This window comes from Sporosarcina sp. Marseille-Q4063 (assembly GCF_018309085.1).
In the GTDB taxonomy this organism is placed as follows: domain Bacteria; phylum Bacillota; class Bacilli; order Bacillales_A; family Planococcaceae; genus Sporosarcina.
In genome coordinates this window covers 696,891-713,909 of the sequence record NZ_CP070502.1, presented here as the reverse complement: position 1 = coordinate 713,909, position 17,019 = coordinate 696,891, and the positions used below count along the sequence as shown (strand labels likewise).

General features: G+C 37.7%; 19 protein-coding genes. All 19 read left to right on the top strand.

What is annotated here, in order from left to right:
• Positions 1 to 2: 2 nt before the first annotated feature.
• Positions 3 to 479: a MaoC/PaaZ C-terminal domain-containing protein gene (locus JSQ81_RS03675; RefSeq protein ID WP_212606380.1), complete on the top strand. Its 477-nt coding sequence runs from the start codon at positions 3 to 5 to the stop codon at positions 477 to 479.
• A 20-nt stretch (positions 480 to 499) separates the two neighbouring features.
• The gene (locus JSQ81_RS03670; protein ID WP_212606379.1) at positions 500 to 1,198 is read left to right on the top strand and encodes a response regulator transcription factor; all 699 of its coding nucleotides are present in this window, start codon (positions 500 to 502) and stop codon (positions 1,196 to 1,198) included.
• Complete coding sequence (gene pnpS, locus JSQ81_RS03665) at positions 1,198 to 2,619, top strand: two-component system histidine kinase PnpS (RefSeq protein ID WP_212607533.1); 1,422 nt, start codon at positions 1,198 to 1,200, stop codon at positions 2,617 to 2,619. Before JSQ81_RS03670 ends, pnpS begins: the two co-directional genes overlap by 1 nt.
• A gap of 49 nt (positions 2,620 to 2,668) precedes the next feature.
• On the top strand, positions 2,669 to 3,634 hold the full coding sequence (gene hflK, locus JSQ81_RS03660; RefSeq protein WP_212606378.1) for an FtsH protease activity modulator HflK: 966 nt from the start codon (positions 2,669 to 2,671) through the stop codon (positions 3,632 to 3,634).
• Positions 3,634 to 4,632, top strand: a complete 999-nt coding sequence (hflC, locus tag JSQ81_RS03655; protein WP_212606377.1) for a protease modulator HflC — start codon at positions 3,634 to 3,636, stop codon at positions 4,630 to 4,632. Before hflK ends, hflC begins: the two co-directional genes overlap by 1 nt.
• Before the next feature lie 122 nt (positions 4,633 to 4,754).
• The gene (gene polA / locus JSQ81_RS03650) at positions 4,755 to 7,379 is read left to right on the top strand and encodes a DNA polymerase I (protein ID WP_212606376.1); all 2,625 of its coding nucleotides are present in this window, start codon (positions 4,755 to 4,757) and stop codon (positions 7,377 to 7,379) included.
• Positions 7,380 to 7,393: 14 nt separating this feature from the next.
• Positions 7,394 to 8,266, top strand: coding sequence for a bifunctional DNA-formamidopyrimidine glycosylase/DNA-(apurinic or apyrimidinic site) lyase (gene mutM, locus JSQ81_RS03645; protein ID WP_212606375.1), 873 nt, complete (start codon positions 7,394 to 7,396; stop codon positions 8,264 to 8,266).
• 33 nt (positions 8,267 to 8,299) lie between these two features.
• Entirely contained in the window at positions 8,300 to 8,896 is a 597-nt protein-coding gene (gene coaE, locus JSQ81_RS03640) for a dephospho-CoA kinase (RefSeq protein WP_212606374.1), read from the top strand.
• A 125-nt stretch (positions 8,897 to 9,021) separates the two neighbouring features.
• Complete coding sequence (locus JSQ81_RS03635) at positions 9,022 to 10,044, top strand: glyceraldehyde-3-phosphate dehydrogenase (protein WP_212606373.1); 1,023 nt, start codon at positions 9,022 to 9,024, stop codon at positions 10,042 to 10,044.
• Positions 10,045 to 11,050: 1,006 nt separating this feature from the next.
• Complete coding sequence (locus JSQ81_RS03630) at positions 11,051 to 11,368, top strand: DUF3784 domain-containing protein (RefSeq protein WP_212606372.1); 318 nt, start codon at positions 11,051 to 11,053, stop codon at positions 11,366 to 11,368.
• A gap of 170 nt (positions 11,369 to 11,538) precedes the next feature.
• The gene (locus JSQ81_RS03625; RefSeq protein ID WP_212606371.1) at positions 11,539 to 11,946 is read left to right on the top strand and encodes a DUF4181 domain-containing protein; all 408 of its coding nucleotides are present in this window, start codon (positions 11,539 to 11,541) and stop codon (positions 11,944 to 11,946) included.
• Positions 11,947 to 12,034: 88 nt separating this feature from the next.
• Entirely contained in the window at positions 12,035 to 12,214 is a 180-nt protein-coding gene (locus JSQ81_RS03620) for a hypothetical protein (RefSeq protein WP_212606370.1), read from the top strand.
• Positions 12,215 to 12,293: 79 nt separating this feature from the next.
• Complete coding sequence (locus JSQ81_RS03615; protein ID WP_212606369.1) at positions 12,294 to 12,662, top strand: DUF4181 domain-containing protein; 369 nt, start codon at positions 12,294 to 12,296, stop codon at positions 12,660 to 12,662.
• Between the two features lie 474 nt (positions 12,663 to 13,136).
• A complete protein-coding gene (locus JSQ81_RS03610) occupies positions 13,137 to 13,427 on the top strand; it encodes a hypothetical protein (protein WP_212606368.1) in 291 nt (96 codons plus the stop codon).
• Between the two features lie 220 nt (positions 13,428 to 13,647).
• Entirely contained in the window at positions 13,648 to 13,848 is a 201-nt protein-coding gene (locus JSQ81_RS20175; protein WP_212606367.1) for a DUF4181 domain-containing protein, read from the top strand.
• A gap of 110 nt (positions 13,849 to 13,958) precedes the next feature.
• A complete protein-coding gene (locus tag JSQ81_RS03600) occupies positions 13,959 to 14,207 on the top strand; it encodes a hypothetical protein (RefSeq protein ID WP_212606366.1) in 249 nt (82 codons plus the stop codon).
• 237 nt (positions 14,208 to 14,444) lie between these two features.
• Complete coding sequence (locus JSQ81_RS03595; RefSeq protein WP_212606365.1) at positions 14,445 to 14,675, top strand: hypothetical protein; 231 nt, start codon at positions 14,445 to 14,447, stop codon at positions 14,673 to 14,675.
• Positions 14,676 to 14,902: 227 nt separating this feature from the next.
• Positions 14,903 to 15,610 carry a M23 family metallopeptidase gene (locus JSQ81_RS03590; protein WP_212606364.1) on the top strand — a complete coding sequence of 236 codons (708 nt, stop codon included), beginning with the start codon at positions 14,903 to 14,905 and terminating at the stop codon, positions 15,608 to 15,610.
• A 227-nt stretch (positions 15,611 to 15,837) separates the two neighbouring features.
• Positions 15,838 to 16,575, top strand: coding sequence for a hypothetical protein (locus JSQ81_RS03585; protein WP_212606363.1), 738 nt, complete (start codon positions 15,838 to 15,840; stop codon positions 16,573 to 16,575).
• Positions 16,576 to 17,019 lie beyond the last annotated feature (444 nt).

Sequence of the window (17,019 nt, the reverse complement as noted above, 5' to 3'; positions counted from 1 at the left end):
AGTTGATTCTAGGTAAGAAAAGAAGGCTTGGCAGAAAAATCGAAGAGATAACAGTGGGGGAAAAATTAAAGCTCACGGAAAAAATAGAAGACAAAGATTTACTTTTATATCTTGGGCTAACAAATGACGGGAATCCACTCTACATTCAACACGATTATGCATCGCAAACGCCATATGAAAATCCGATTGTTCCAACAATCATGTTGACGGGCATTATTTCTTCGGCTATTTCAAAATATCTACCGGGACCAGGTTCACATATTGTTGAACAACATCTCGAATTTCCTAAGCCCGTATATCATTATGCGACGGTAGATTTCCTGTTGGAAGTTATCAACGTCGATAAGTCGGCTAACAAAATAATCGTTAAAGTGGAAGCGCTAGATGGAGATCTGGCTGTTGTAGTTTCTGGAAAAGTGAAAGTAACACCTCCTATTGTGGAAGATCGACTTATTTCAGGGGCTATGGAAAATTTCTAACTGGATGGGTGAGTGCGTTAATGCAAAGAATACTTATCGTTGAAGATGAACAACCGATTCGTAAATTACTTGAGTATAACTTAAAACTATCTGGTTACGAAACGATTAGTGCAGCCGATGGAGAAGCGGCCATTGAATTGGTGCAAAGTGAGCAGCCAGATTTAATTGTCCTTGATTTAATGTTGCCCAAGTTAGACGGAATCGAAGTATGTAAAAGACTTCGTTCGCAAGGGAGTAACATTCCGATCATCATGCTTACCGCAAAAGGCGATGAATTTGATAAAGTTCATGGTTTGGAAATCGGCGCCGATGATTACATGACAAAGCCGTTTAGTCCAAGAGAAGTTGTTGCGCGCATCAAAGCCGTTCTTAGACGAAGTAAGACAGAGGTAGATAATTCAGCGGTTGAAGAGACTTTACAATCAGGTCCGCTCAAAGTTTATTTGGACCGGTATGAAGTGTATCTTCACGGAGAAAAACTGGAGTTTACACCGAAGGAATTTGAACTACTTGCTTATTTCATTCAAAATAAGAATCGTGTCCTTTCTCGCGACTTATTGCTCAGTGCTGTATGGAATTATGATTTTGCGGGTGATACGCGAATTGTCGATGTTCATGTAAGTCATTTAAGAGAAAAAGTGGAAGAAGATACAAGAAAACCACAATTTATAAAAACCGTAAGAGGAATTGGTTATAAATTCGAGGAGCTGGATCTGTGATGAAGGGTCTATACGGCCGTCTCGTTCTTGCAAATATATTATTTTTATCGGTTCTATTAACTGGCCTGGGAATTGTACTGGGCCAGTTTTTTCCCTTGTTCAATCAAGGCGCGGATCCTATTATAAAACGTGATTATTTACTGTTTCTTTTGATTGTTTTACTGACAGCATTATTTGTTTCGCTCTATATAATTACACGTTTACTATTGCAATATATTAAACCGATTGATGAAGTAACTTCCAATGCGATTAAGCTCGCGGAAGGGGATTATTCTGTACATACTGCAATGATTGAAAAAGAACGAAAAAATGATCTTTCATCAGCAATTTATTCGATTTCACAAACGATGCAAGAAATTTCAACGGAACGAGAAATGGAAAAAGAACGTTTAAATACGCTTATTGAAAGCATGGGGAGCGGCCTTTTAATGTTCGGACGTGGGGGGACGCTTAATCTCGTTAATGGTGTTTTTAGAACGACATTCGGTTTTAAGGATGATGAAAAGTTAATTGGAAAAACCGTGAATTCCCTTGAACTGCCTGGAGAGCTTGAGAGTCTTATTGAAGATGTCTATATGACTGAACAATCTTGCGAAACCCAATTGAATTTACAAGTTAATGGCGTGTCATCTTCCGTGAATGTATATGGTGCTCCAGTCATCGGCAATTACGGCAATTGGTTAGGGATTGTCGTTGTCATACATGATATCACTGAATTAGTAAGGCTTGAAAAAATTCGAAAAGATTTTGTAGCGAATGTTTCTCATGAACTAAGAACCCCAGTGACATCGATTAAAGGATTTGCAGAAACTTTACTCGACGGTGCAATGAATGATCAAACAGTCATGAAAGAATTTCTTGAAATTATTCAAAAAGAAAGCAATCGACTGAAGCGATTAATCGATGAATTATTAGTATTGTCAGATGTTGAAAGGGAAGGCTTCACGCTTCAATACAGTGAAGTCGGCTTGAAGAAAATGATTTATGAGGCAATACAAGTTGTCAGTGGTCGCATTGAAGAGAAAGATATGGTTGTTAGCTTTGATATGCCAAATGAAATTGTGATTGACGGCGATGAAGGCCGCTTAATTCAAGTGATGGTAAATCTGTTGTCGAATGCAATCATTTATTCAATGAAAGACACGACGATAACGATAGAAGTTAAGGAAATTGAAGACGACGTAGTCATTATCGTTAAAGACGAAGGGATTGGAATTAAAGAATCGGAATTAGAACGGCTTTTTGAAAGGTTTTATCGAGTCGACCGTGCTAGAAGTCGCGATTCAGGCGGCACGGGACTTGGGCTAGCGATTGTTAAACATTTAATCGAAGTCCACGGCGGAACGATACAAGTTGAAAGTAAATCAAATGTCGGTACTAGTTTCAGTTTAAGGATTCCTAGGCGGAAACGAAACTATTAACTGCCAAGTCCGTATAGAGAGATGATGGAAATCGTAAGGGGGATTATCAATGAGTGTTAAACGAATATTAATGATGATTGGGATGGGGATTTTGGGAATTATGCTCCTCATAGTTGGTTTTACAACCTGGTACACAGTGGATGAATCGGAACAGGCAGTTGTGATTACATTCGGTAAAGCAAACACGGAAGTTACAAATTCGGGATTGCATTTTAAACTTCCTTGGCCAATTCAGCATGTTGAAGTTTTGTCGAAAGAGACTTTCAGTTTGAAATTCGGTTATAAGCAAGAAGACGGAGAAGTTGTCGACTATGATCCTGAAACGAAAATGATTACGGGAGATGAATATATCGTCTTAACCGATTTGGTTGTCCAATGGAAAATTACTGAACCAACCAAGTTTTTATTTCATGCCGAGAATCCTGAAGAAATTTTACATGATGCAACGTCTGCTTCAATCCGGTCAATTATTGGTAGCTCAACGATTGACGCTGCATTAACGGATGGAAAAGCGGAAATAGAGGCAGAGACAAGGGAACTCCTGGCGACTTTAGTAGATAAGTATGATATCGGCATCGTTATTCAAGGCGTGAAACTTCAAGACGTAGAACTTCCAAACTCTGAAGTTCGAGCTGCATTTACAGCAGTTACGGATGCTCGTGAAACGAAAAACACGAAAATTAACGAAGCCAGAAAATACGAAAACCAAAAAAGCAGTGAAGCAATCGGAGAACGTGATGCAATCATTTCCCGTGCAACCGGTCAAAAAACAGCCCGTATTGAACAAGCGCATGGTGACGTATCTCTTTTCAATAAATTACATGCAGAATACAAAGGCAATAAAGAAATAACGCGTGAACGTTTAATCTTGGAAACGCTTGAACAAGTGTTACCGAAGGCTAAAATATACATTATGAATGACAACGGTGAAACAGTGAAATATTTACCGTTGCAACAATTGGAGAACACTTCACCTCCAGTCTCGACTAAAGACGAAGAGGAGGATGAAGAGTAATGACAAACGATAAAAATCCGTTCAAAAGTTTTGAAGAAAGACTATTTGAAAAGCAACAAAAACAAAAATCTAAAGGCGGTCCCAAAAAGCCGGGAAGTCCAGCGTCGCCAATTGAAGTTAAAAAGTATGTTAAATTAACGCTGATTTTGACGTCTATTTTTGCGATAATTGTCATCTTAATCGCTAATGTTTTCATAGTTAAAGAGAATGAGTATCGGGTTGTCACTCAGTTTGGGGAAATTAAGAGGGTTATTTGGGAACCGGGTATCAATATTAAAGTGCCTTTCATTCAAAGCGTCATGACACTGCCGAAAAGCCAAATGACTTATAATGTCTCTGAAGCTGAGATTAACACGAAAGATAAAAAACGAATTATGATTGATAATTATGCAGTTTGGAAAATAACAGATCCTAGAGAAATGATTTCAAATGCACGAAACATTGTTAATGCGGAAATGCGCATGTCTGAATTCATCTATTCTGTTGTCCGTACTGAACTTGGGCAGCTTGACTACGTGGATGTCGTGAATGATGAAAATTCCGAACGGGGTTCATTGAACGACAGAGTTACCGAACGTGTTAATGAATTTTTAGATCATGGGAATTTCGGAATTGAAATTGTCGATGTTCGTATGAAACGAATTGACTTGCCTGAAGAAAACGAGCAATCAATCTACACGAGAATGATTTCTGAACGCGAATCAACTGCACAGACGTATTTATCTGAAGGGGATGCAGATAAAAGTAGAATTGAGGCGGAAACAGACCGTGAAGTGACTGAAATGTTAGCGGGGGCAAGTAAAAAAGCCGCGATTATTCACGCTGAAGGCGAATCTGAAGCCGCAAAAATTTACAATGATACTTTTTCAAAAGACCCTGAGTTTTATAGCTTATACCGGACACTACAATCCTACACGAAAACTATTGGCGAAGATACGATGATCATTATCCCGGCAGATTCACCGTACGCGAAAACTTTAACTGGTTATTTCGAATAGGACAGTAAACAGAAAGTGTTTTAGATACCCGTCATTTTCAATTATCCTAGCCCACGTGGTAAGATAGATGAAGATGACGGTTTTATTATGACGTTTTTTATTATGAACAGGAGCGGATGTACTTGACAAAAAAGAAAATAATTCTTATTGATGGAAATAGCCTTGCATACAGAGCGTTTTTTGCTTTGCCTTTATTAACGAACGATCACGGGATTCATACAAACGCAGTATATGGATTTACAATGATGCTTCAAAATATTTTGCAAGAAGAAAAACCGACCCATATGCTCGTGGCGTGGGATGCAGGAAAAACAACTTTTAGACATAAAACATTTGAAGAATATAAAGGAGGACGTCAGAAAACCCCATCCGAGTTGTCGGAGCAATTTCCTTATATTCGAAAACTGCTTGATGCCTATAATATAAAACAATATGAACTCGATCAATTCGAAGCGGATGATATCATTGGTACATTGAGCCGCGAAGGTAATGAAGCCGGCGTTGAAGTTGTTGTGTTTTCGGGTGATAAAGATTTGACTCAACTTGCGACTGAACATACGACAGTGCTTATTACGCGTAGAGGAATAACGGACACAGAGAAATACACGCCTGAACATATTATAGAAAAATACGGAATTACAGCTTCCCAGATGATTGATATGATGGGGCTCATGGGAGATCCATCCGATAATATCCCGGGCGTTCCAGGAGTCGGGGAAAAGACTGCGATTAAACTATTGAAAGAATATGGTTCAATTGAAAATGTGTATAAATCACTTGATAAAATAACCGCAAAAAAACTCAATGAAAATTTAACGGCGAATGAAGAAATCGCTTATATGAGCCGCGACTTAGCGACGATTGTCGTTGATGCGCCGATAACCGTGAAAATCGATGAACTTTCCTACGATGGGCCGGATAATGAAGCGCTCACTAGTATTTTTCAACAATTGAATTTCAATACGCTACTTGAAAAAATCTCCCCGGGTGCTAGCGTTGTGCCGCAAGAAGATATCGACGTTACGATCGTAAAAGAATTAACAGAAGAACATTTGTCGGATGCGATGGCGCTTCACGTTGAAATGATGGACGAAAACTATTTAAATGCGGACATTCTCGGAATCGCATTAGCAGATGAAAACCGTACGATCTATCTGCCTTTTTCGGTTGTGAAGTCTTCGGATTTATTTATAACATGGCTTCAAGATGAAACTAAAAAGAAATATTGTTCAGATTCGAAAGCAGCGCTTGCATCTTTGGCGAGATACGGAATTGAACTTAAAGGAATTGAATTTGACTTACTTCTCGGCGCATACATAGTGAGTCCATCCACTTCCTATACGGATATCGCTTCTATTGTAAAACAGTTCGGTTATACAGATGTTAAACAAAATGAATTGATCTATGGAAAAGGTGCGAAAAAGGCGGCTCCATCTGATGAAATTGTCGCGGAACATGCTAGCCGCAGTGCACTTGCAGTCTGGACACTACGTTCGACAATTGAAGAGAAATTAAAAGAAAACGAGCAATTCGATTTGTACCATGAGTTGGAGTTGCCACTTGCCACGATTCTTGGAAAGATGGAGTCGACAGGCGTTAAAACGGATAAACAAGCCTTGGCGGAAATTGGAACACAATTATCCGTGAAAATAAAAGAACTTGAAACGTCAATTTATGAAATGGCCGGGGAAAAGTTCAATGTCAACTCCCCGAAACAACTCGGCGTTATTTTGTTTGAGAAAATCGGCTTAACACCAATTAAAAAGACGAAGACAGGCTACTCTACAGCGGCCGATGTACTCGAGAAATTGGAAAGTGAACATGAAATCATCGGTGAAATTTTACAGTATCGTCAACTGGCTAAACTTAATTCGACGTATATTGAAGGTTTATTAAGAGAAATTCACGAGGATGGTAAAATTCATACGCGTTTCCAACAGGCGCTGACGACAACTGGAAGATTAAGTTCCATTAATCCAAATCTGCAAAACATTCCCGTTCGTCTTGAAGAAGGACGCAAAATTAGAGCAGCATTCGTACCGTCAGAACCAGAATGGTTATTATTTGCGGCAGACTACTCTCAAATCGAATTGAGAGTGCTTGCACATATGTCTCAGGATGAAAAATTGATGGAAGCATTCCACCAAGGAGAAGACATTCATACAAAGACGGCTGCCGATGTTTTTGGCGTATCCATCGATGAAGTAACTTCTTCGATGCGAGATGCTGCAAAAGCGGTTAACTTCGGAATTATTTACGGTATTAGCGACTATGGACTTTCGCAGAATTTAAATATTACTCGAAAAGAAGCGGCTAAATTTATTGAAACGTATTTAGCGAGTTTCCCGGGCGTGAAACAATACATGGACGATTCAGTAGCGGAAGCGAAAGTTAATGGGTATGTAACGACCTTAATGAATAGAAGACGTTACTTACCTGAAATAAAAAGCTCTAATTTCAATATACGTAGTTTTGCCGAGCGTACTGCAATGAATACGCCAATCCAAGGCAGCGCGGCGGATATCATCAAACAAGCGATGATTGACATGGCGGTGCGTCTTGAAGCGGAAGGTTTACAAACACGCATGTTACTTCAAGTGCATGATGAGCTGATTTTCGAGGCACCTGCCGATGAAATTGAATTATTAAAGAAAATTGTACCTGAAGTTATGGAATCCGCATTTAAGCTCGACGTGCCATTAAAAGTCGAGTCTGCATACGGAGATTCTTGGTATGATATGAAGTGAGGGGAAATAAATAGATGCCTGAATTACCTGAAGTTGAAGGCGTAGTTCGTGCATTTGCACCAGAGGCGATCGGACGAACGATAAAAGATGTAACTGTTTCTGATGTTGTGATTGAATCGAAAAAGCAGGGAAGAGAAGCAATTATTAAAGGAATGTCCACCGATGATTTTATCCAACAAATGAAGCAAATGTCGATTGTAAATGTGACTAGGCGTAGTAAATATATTTACATGGACTTGCAAAAAGGGAATAACGACTACCTCCTCGTCAGCCATCTTGGCATGTCGGGAGCGTGGTTCGTTGTCAATTCGATTGATGAAATTTCGGAACTAAAGTTTCGAAGACATATTCATGTGATCTTTACGATGGAGGACGGCGGGCTGCTTGTCTATTCCGACATCCGCCGTTTCGGCGAACTGCGGTTACTAAATGTGGAAGCGGATCATCCGCCGCTACTGAAAATGGCGCCGGAGCCATTTGATGGATTGGCATGCAGCCACTTTCTGGATTTGGCTCGGCTTCCCAAATATGCCGAAAAACCAATAAAAGAAGTCATCATGGACGGACAAGTCATTTCTGGTTGCGGCAATATTTATGCAACGGAAGCGCTCTTTAAAATGAACATACATCCAACGAGAAAAGCTAGACGAATAAGTTTAAAGCGAAAGACGGAGTTGTTTTATGTCATCGTCAAGATATTGCAAGAAAGCATTGATGCAGGCGGGAGCACGATTTCTGATTACCGAAATATAAATGGAGAATCAGGAGACATGCAGAATCGCTTGAAAATGTACGGTAGAAAAGTATGCCTCAATTGCGAAACGGATACGAAAAGTGTAAGGATTGCGGGCAGAACTTCGGTTTATTGCCCAAAATGTCAAAGATGATTATTCGATTTAAGGAAGGAGGTGGAGGTTCTTATGATCGTTGGTCTTACAGGCAGTATTGCCAGCGGAAAAAGTACTGTATCCGAAATGCTTCAGGAGAAAGGATTTCCAATTGTGGATGCTGATAAAATTGCTCGTCAAGTCGTCGAACCGGGAACTTCGGTGATTCAGGAAATCAGCGAACACTTTGGTGATGGTGTTTTGAATGAAGATGGGTCATTGAATCGCGAGAAACTTGGCGAACGAATATTTAAGAATGAAGATGAGCGTAATAAACTAAATGCTATTATTCATCCCGCTATTCGAAATGAAATGATCCGGCAAAAAGAACAATGGATTTCAAAGGGAGCTAGAACGGTCATTATGGATATCCCGCTTTTATTCGAAAGCAAATTGCAATCTTTTGTTGAGAAAATCATTGTTGTTTCAGTGACACCCGAGGTTCAAAAAGAACGACTGATGGCTAGAAATAAACTGAATGAACAAGAGGCCGTTGAACGTATTAACTCTCAACTTCCAATGGTTGAGAAAGAGGCCGGTGCGGACGCGGTCATTGATAACAACGGTACCATTACAGAAACAAAAATGCAGTTGGAATCCTTATTGGAAAAATGGGGCTTGAAAGCGTAGCTCTTTTCTGAAAATTGGAATTGCGGATTTTTACATTTTTATCGTGTTATCCTCATAAGTTATGTGTTATACTAATAGACGAATTGAGTGCATAAAGTATAACATACTTACAGGAGGATTTATCTATGACTACTTCTATTGCGATTAACGGGTTCGGAAGAATTGGACGAATGGTTTTCCGTCAGATGATTTTGGAGGATGATGTAAGGATTGTTGCGGTAAATGCGTCATATCCATCGGAAACACTCGCTCATTTGATTAAGTATGACACAAATCACGGAACGTTTAATGGTGAAATCATTGCCGAAAAAGATGCGCTTGTTGTAAATGGTAAACGAGTGAAGCTTGTATCGGAAAGAGATCCAGTCAAACTTCCTTGGAAAGAGCTAGGTGTCGATATCGTTATAGAAGCGACAGGTAAATTTAACGAGCGTGACAAGGCGGCCCTTCATTTGAAAGCTGGTGCTAAAAAGGTAATTTTGACAGCACCGGGTAAAAATGAAGATATCACGATTGTCCTTGGCGTGAATGATGAAAAACTTGATATTGATAAACATGAGGTTATTTCGAATGCTAGTTGTACGACGAACTGTCTTGCGCCAGTTGCAAAAGTGCTGAATGATGCTTTTGGAATTGAGAACGGCTTGATGACGACTGTTCATGCATTTACGACAGATCAAAATAATTTAGATAATCCGCATAAAGACTTACGTCGAGCACGCGCATGTGCGCAGTCCATCATTCCGACTTCGACAGGTGCTGCGAAAGCGCTGTCATTGGTCTTGCCGGAATTGGAAGGTAAAATTCATGGTATGGCACTGCGCATACCGACGCCGAACGTTTCACTTGTTGACCTTGTTGTTGATCTTAAACAAGATGTGACGGTGGAAATGGTGAATGATGCATTCAAAAAGGCGGCAAAATCAAACATGTCAGGGATTCTTGCTTATACAACAGATCCTGTGGTTTCTGTAGATTTGAATACAACTACGGAGTCTGCAATTGTTGATGGGCTTTCGACGATTGTCATGGGGACTAGAAAAGTTAAGGTGCTTGCTTGGTATGACAATGAGTGGGGCTATTCTGCACGCGTTGTTGATTTGGCGAAGAGAGTTGGCTATGCTTTAAGTTTGAAATTAAGTGCATAATTAATTAAAAGTTTAAGAGTATGAGGGGAAAAGTACTTTCCTTCTCATACTTTTTTTGTTTACATGAATTAAGAGTAAATCCTTTGACAACGGATGTATTCAACAACCAGGACAGATAGTGAAACGTTTTGATTTGTTATCCGTATAATAAATAGACTATGGAATGGTGCTACTTCTTTCACATATTAAGAAAAAAGATATATCGGTTCAGAGGAAAATGTATTAATAGATTTTGTGAAATTTGACTGAAGTAATACCGTTAAATCGCTGAAAAAGAAATTCGACTTGTTTTTATTGGATGCAAAAGAAATAATGGACTCCTTAAAATAGCAACAGTCGGCTAGAATAGGGCGTAATTGTCGTACAACGCTATGCCACATAACTATCGGGAAAAGATTATTGAATAGAATTTCTTCAGGCAATCAAGCCGCATTATAGTATAAGACAATCGGGCCATTTAATTGAATAACCCTTCAGAGGTTTAATAGGAGTGTAGACACTATGAGTGATAGAAACAAAGGATACAGAAGTGGTTTCAATGTTTAAATCTGAAAAACATAATTTAATAGCTGACATTATTCTTGGGATTGCATTCATTGTAATTATTTATCGTGTTAGTTCTTTTGATAAACCCCTATGGTTTAATATTCTTTTTCCTTTACTAATAATTCTGCCGATAATTGGAAGGGTTTATAAAATGTACAAGGACAAAAACAAATGAGCATTGGTATTTGTAGAGTTTATGTGGATTTTAGACAAGGAATTATCCAATAATAGATTTCCTCAATCAGGGCTTTAGCTGAATAAAATTCGTGCCAGAATCGGGCCATTTTATAGAGAAACCTTATTGAACGAAACCAGCTAAATACAATGAACAAGAAATGGTATTAAAAGCAATAAATCATGTTGATTTACCTATTGCTATTTATATTACTTTCAACCCTGAACTTTTATTAACATTCATTCGTATGTGTTATTAAGCACTCTACTTTATGGAGGTGTTACCATGTTATTAAGTGTTGGTATTTTTTCATTTACTGTTTTCGGTGTATTTCTGTTGAGTGGAAAAGGAACATTTCTTATTGCAGGATTTAACACGCTGCCTAGAGGGGAAAAAGCAAAATACGATAAACTAGCGTTGGGTAAATTCTACGGAAAAACCATTCTGGCTTTATCAGCAAGTATGGTATTTTGGTTATTAAGCGACATACTACAAAACAATGTATTATTCATTATTGGTTTGATATTATTTGTAGCTGTTATTATATTTAGCTTACTGTATTCTAATTTGGGAGATCGATTTAAAAAAAATAGGATAAAATAAAAATATTCTTTATCCAAGAAGGCTTGACCTGACTTTTCAGCTACATCCAAACTTACGATTGGATTCATTAAGCCGCCGCAATTTTCGTACAACGTTATGCCAGAATCGGGCGCAGTTGTTGAAGAAGCGCTGTGCCTGAATCGGGCTAGAATGTAAGGAGGGGATATGCTATGATTTGGTTTTTTCTAAGGATCGCTTTAATTTTTGTGGTTATTTTTATTTTGATGTCTACAGCAAAATCCCTTGCACGAAGGATTTTTAATATTGAGAAAGTAAGTGAGGATTCTCCCTCTCGCAATTATGTAAAACAATTACATCAGGAAGTAGATAAACCATTTATAAACTATTCTTTGGTTATCTTATTTGTTGTTCTTGTAGTAGACCTTGTATATTTTCCTGAATCTTATAACCTGTTCATTGTTACTGTCCTGGTTTTCACATTCATACGTATGCTAATTAGGGCGTTTTTTGAGTGGAAGTATTCTAAGTATCCAAAACAGTTTTTTTTAACTTTAACCGAGATTGTTATTTTATTGGCAGCTGTTATCGTAGTCGCGAAATTTAATTTACTTTATTAAACTAATGGGCGCGATTGCTATATTAGCGATTGTGTCTGTATCGCAATCGGTACATTTAACGGAAAAGGAAGGCATAAGAGGTGGAGGTATGAAAACAAACATTGTGTTATTGTTCGTTGGTTTAGCATTGCTTATGGCTGGTATATATTTGTCTACTCTTTTGACTACGGCTTGGGTAATAATCGGAACATTAATGGCGATTATTGGTGGTGGATTAACAGGAGTTAACATATACTTTTTGGCTTTAACAAATAGCAAAAATTATTAATCAATCTGGCGCTATTCTGGAACAATAAGATCGCCATTAATGCCAATGAAGTAGGATGATGTCTAATAGGGGGATTAAAATGATAGCCATTATTACTATTCTAATTGCCATTCTAATTTTAGATCAATTTATCAATCGAAAGCTAATAACAAAATTGAATATAGAGGAATCTGAATTAGATGTAAAATACGTAAACAAACTACATAAATATGGTGAAAGAATACTCTACTGGGCTAGTTTTATTGTGATGATTATAGCAATAAATGAATTTCCACGCCTTAGAATATTGATTTTTGTAAGTATGGCTGCTGTGTTTGCTTTTCGTACCATAATGAAATCGATTTTCACAAGAGAAAGTAAAACATATCTCCTAAGTGCTATAACTTGTGTCTTATTCATTTTAGGATTGGTGATTTATAGGGTAACAGATTTTTTTAATGTAATTTAAGCAAACGGGCGCAATTCTTGAAGATGGATCTTCGCCCATTCTGCAATCGGGCCATTTAATTGAATAACCCTTCGGAGGTTTAATAGGAGTTTAGACACTATGAGTGATGGAAACAAAGGATACAGAAGTGGTTTCAATGTTTAAATCTGAAAAACATAATTTAATAGCTGACATTATTCTTGGGATTGCATTCGTTGTAATTATTTATAGTGTTAGTTCTTTTGATAAACCCCTATGGTTTAATATTCTTTTTCCTTTCCTAATAATTCTGCCGATAATTGGAAGGGTTTATAAAATGTACAAGGACAAAAACAAATGAGCATTGGTATTTGTAAAGTTTATGTGGATTTTAGGCAAGGAATTATCCAATAATAGATTTCCTCAATTAGGGCTTTAGCTGAATAAAATTCGTGCCAGAATCGGGCCAGATTGTTGAGACTAAAAAAGCATTATTTAATCGTGGGAGGAAGATTTATGAAAAAAACTTTTGGGTTATTCATTATCCTTTTCACATTAATACTTGCTTCTTGTGGGGGAGTATCAACTGCCTCAACGTTGATGGTGATTGAAAAAGGTCAGTCAAGCAACAACAAAGAATATTGGATTAAGGCATATGACCCGTACAATCAAAACAAAGAAGAAGCATTTAAGATAATGATACAAGAAAAGATGGTTTGGAACCTTATCGAGGAAGATAAAGAGTATTTCGCCTTGTATTCAAAAAAAGGAGATAATCTTCGGGTTTTAGAAGACATTCAGCATTAGTGGCTGAGAAAGGGTAATGTTCTCCCAATAATCGGGCGCAGTTGTTGAAGAAGCACAGTGCCTGAATCGGGATAGAATGCAAGAAGGGGATATGCTATGATTTGGTTTTTTTAAGGGTCGCTTTAATTTTTGTGGTAATTTTTATTTAGATGTCTACAGCAAAATCCCTTGTGCGAAGGATTTTCAACATTGAGAAAGTAAGTGAGGATTCTCCCTTGTAGTGGACCTTGTATATTTTCCTGAATCTTATAACCTGTTCATTGTTACTGTCCTGGTTTTCACATTCATACGTATGCTAATTAGGGCGTTTTTTGAGTGGAAGTATTCTAAGTATCTAAAACAGTTTATTTTGACTTTAACCGAGACTTTTATTTTATTGGCAGCTCTTATCGTATTCGCGAAATTTAATTTACTTTATTAAATTAATGGGCACGATTGCTTTATAAACGATTGTGTCTGTATCGCAATCGGGCCATATTGCGAAGGACTTGTGCATTCATTTTGGGAAACAATGAAACGGGAGGGGTTAAAATGGCTGTATTGTATGCAGTATTATTTTGGATCTCTGCGATTATATCGCCTATCATTTTCTTGTATGGAATCTTTAAACGTTCTTGGGTTGCTATGGTATTATGTTTCTTCACAGTTTTACCCTTTTCTTTATATGCTTTGAGTGGAGAGCCGTTTGTATCTTACATTGGGTACATGCCTCTGATTCTTTTGTTGTTAGCTGTGCTTTTTTACAAGAAGTCTCGTAACCCAGTAAAAAAAGGAACGTAAACAATCCTTCGGTATTTGCAACGAACTTCTGCAATCGGGCGCGATTGCTTAATAAGCAATTGTGTCCATATCTAGCAAACAGGCCATTTAGCAGAATATTATTTTTTTGTAGGTAGCGGCGATAACGGAACTTCTAAATTGGAGGTTTATCCAGAAGTATTAATAATTGCTTCAGATTTTACTTTGACAATATCGTCGGCCAGCTAGGAAAGTAATTCATAAAAATGGGGTGTAAAAATGGGTTTGTTACTTTGGGTAACTGTTGGTTTCATCGTAATAGGATTTATTGTTCTTGTTTCTATGAAAAAAGGTATGGAAAGGAAAGTCGCTTTAATAATAGAAAGTAAGGAAAGCATGGAAAGTAAACAGATTTCAGCTAAGCATGTTGTTTGGTGGATAGTGGGGGCTACAGTTTGGGGGCTAGTAAGTATTTTTTTAGTCGTGCAATCGTTTTCCGTTTATATGTAAAATGTTGTGAGTTAGAGGAATGATGTAATTCATTTTTATAAAAGACTGTATTAAACAAACTGGCCATATTGTGTCACAATAAATCCCGATTTCTCTGATGTTGAAAAGTGAATTGGGGTTTTTCTTTAGCCTTTACATGTGAGATGGACTACTCGACTTTTTTCTGCTTTTGTAATCCATCCTTTTTCAATAATGTAGGTAAAGAATCAACGGAGGAGGGATATGAGATGATTGACGCACGTGAGCCGATAATTGTGGAGTTTCCTTTGAGAGGTGAATGGTACTCTCCTAACACGCCAGGGACAAAAATTCCGAGTCACGGCACAAACCAATTAGGATCAAGATATGCTTATGACTTTATTCAAGTGGATTGGGAAAGAAAGGGTTGGCCCGCTTATCGTACTAGTTTGGCGCAATATTTACTTTTTGGAGTTCCTTTAGATGAATATTATTGTTGGGGGCAAGACGTATATGCACCTTGCAATGGGATTATTGTCCAAGCAAAGGATGGTTATAAAGAACGAGCAAGAACAAAATTGCTGTCAGATATGTCTAACGCTTATAAAAACGCTCAGCATTTCGACCCGAAAAAAGACGATATACAATCAGTTGCTGGTAACTACATCATTATAGAGTGTGCCGATAATGTATATGCTGGATTAGTCCATCTTCAAACAGGTTCAATTCGGGTTTCGGTTGGCCAGCATGTAAAAAAAGGTGATGTAATTGGTAGAGTTGGTCATTCAGGCAATTCTTTTGCTCCGCATTTGCATTTTCAACTTATGGATAATAATGACATAGCTATTGCAAAAGGATTGCCTGTTGCTTTTGAACAATACGAAGTATTTAAGAATGGCATATGGGAAAAAATAAATAATGGGATTCCAACAAATAAGGATAGAATAAGATTTCAAAAATCTAATGAATGGGAATAAAATATCAATCGCATAAAAGGGTAACGTCAGGAAAATGGAATTGGCGTTGTAAACCCGCATCTTCCTGACTCTGTTACAAAACTCATGGGTGTCTTTACAAAGTGGTTAGCTGAGAGTTTGAATAAAAGTATACAGTGATATTACTTTGAATTATGCCGCGATCGGGCGCGATTCTATAATAAGAATTATGCATGATCTCCATAGCGGACAAATAAAGGAGAGTTATAATGACACCTGAAAAATTATCAAGCTTCTTATTTTTACTGATATTTATTGGTTCCATATTGTTTGGATGTTCAATCGATAAATCTAAACTTGTTAAAGTTAAAGGTACCGATTTGACTTATAGCGAGTATTTCAAGGCCTACGATTATTTAGATGAAAGAAAGAATGTAGCATACTACAAGCCTTTTCTAATAAATGAAGCAGAATCTTCTTTGCCAGATCAAGTTAAAAATACTATGAACAATCTCGATCCAAACAAGTTACCGTTCAAGGTAGACGAGGCGAAAGCCTTTCTAGTGACATCGAAAGATAAAGATGGAAAAGTACAGAACCAGATACAATTAAGCTATCTTAGTAAGGATGAGTATGAACAAACTGATCACTTTTTCATCATTTCAGTGACAGAATCCGATGAAAATCCTCTGGAATTATATGATAAGACTGATGAATTTGACACGGTAGGAAACAAATTAAAAAAAGAGGACCTGACAGAAAATTTGCCTATTTACCAGCAGGTACTTTCAACCAATGGTGCGTTGCTATACCGGTATTATGATGAAAATGAAAAAGGTGTAGCTACCGTAGGAACTGCCGCTAATGAATTTTATGCATACTACGACGGGCACATTTATCACATAGGCTATTTAATCGATACAGAAAAGAATGATGAAAAAATGCAGGAAAAGATGTTGCAACTGGTTCGAGAATACATCATAACGAGTAAGTTTCCTAGTGACTAATTATGAGAAATAAACAAGAATGTATTTGGCTCTCTCACTTTCTTGCACGATTGTTGAAATTCATTAGTCTAATTCCCCGTTCAAGGTAAGGAGGGTTTAGGCTTTTTTATCTTTCAAAATCCTTGCCATTTAAAAACCGCCCATTCTAGTTGGCTTTCACTTCATTTCTTGAAATTCACCACTTTATTCAATATTTAAACGAGATAGTATATAGTTTTATATAAAATCCACTACCGAAGAAACGAAACGACAAAAATCTACCAAAAACAAACCAGCGAAGGCGCCTTGCCAGTGGTAGCTGGAGCGATAAGACTGATAGTGGTTTTCTATCAGGCTTATCGCGGGAAGCATCCACCAGCGCCGAAGCGTGTAAAATGAAAGTTCCTAGTACGCCTTTAATACTTTTTCATTTGCCAGTAAATCTTCCACAATCCACGCTTTTCC

Excerpts from the sequence above, each read along its gene's own strand:
- JSQ81_RS03585 (WP_212606363.1), top strand. The coding sequence starts at position 15,838 with ATGACACCTGAAAAATTATCAAGCTTCTTATTTTTACTGATATTTATT.
- JSQ81_RS03670 (WP_212606379.1), top strand. The coding sequence starts at position 500 with ATGCAAAGAATACTTATCGTTGAAGATGAACAACCGATTCGTAAATTA.
- pnpS (WP_212607533.1), top strand. The coding sequence starts at position 1,198 with ATGAAGGGTCTATACGGCCGTCTCGTTCTTGCAAATATATTATTTTTA.
- coaE (WP_212606374.1), top strand. The coding sequence starts at position 8,300 with ATGATCGTTGGTCTTACAGGCAGTATTGCCAGCGGAAAAAGTACTGTA.
- JSQ81_RS03615 (WP_212606369.1), top strand. The coding sequence starts at position 12,294 with ATGATAGCCATTATTACTATTCTAATTGCCATTCTAATTTTAGATCAA.
- JSQ81_RS03625 (WP_212606371.1), top strand. The coding sequence starts at position 11,539 with ATGATTTGGTTTTTTCTAAGGATCGCTTTAATTTTTGTGGTTATTTTT.
- JSQ81_RS03620 (WP_212606370.1), top strand. The coding sequence starts at position 12,035 with ATGAAAACAAACATTGTGTTATTGTTCGTTGGTTTAGCATTGCTTATG.
- hflK (WP_212606378.1), top strand. The coding sequence starts at position 2,669 with ATGAGTGTTAAACGAATATTAATGATGATTGGGATGGGGATTTTGGGA.
- JSQ81_RS03630 (WP_212606372.1), top strand. The coding sequence starts at position 11,051 with ATGTTATTAAGTGTTGGTATTTTTTCATTTACTGTTTTCGGTGTATTT.
- JSQ81_RS03595 (WP_212606365.1), top strand. The coding sequence starts at position 14,445 with ATGGGTTTGTTACTTTGGGTAACTGTTGGTTTCATCGTAATAGGATTT.
- hflC (WP_212606377.1), top strand. The coding sequence starts at position 3,634 with ATGACAAACGATAAAAATCCGTTCAAAAGTTTTGAAGAAAGACTATTT.
- JSQ81_RS03610 (WP_212606368.1), top strand. The coding sequence starts at position 13,137 with ATGAAAAAAACTTTTGGGTTATTCATTATCCTTTTCACATTAATACTT.
- JSQ81_RS03590 (WP_212606364.1), top strand. The coding sequence starts at position 14,903 with ATGATTGACGCACGTGAGCCGATAATTGTGGAGTTTCCTTTGAGAGGT.
- JSQ81_RS03600 (WP_212606366.1), top strand. The coding sequence starts at position 13,959 with ATGGCTGTATTGTATGCAGTATTATTTTGGATCTCTGCGATTATATCG.
- JSQ81_RS03635 (WP_212606373.1), top strand. The coding sequence starts at position 9,022 with ATGACTACTTCTATTGCGATTAACGGGTTCGGAAGAATTGGACGAATG.
- mutM (WP_212606375.1), top strand. The coding sequence starts at position 7,394 with ATGCCTGAATTACCTGAAGTTGAAGGCGTAGTTCGTGCATTTGCACCA.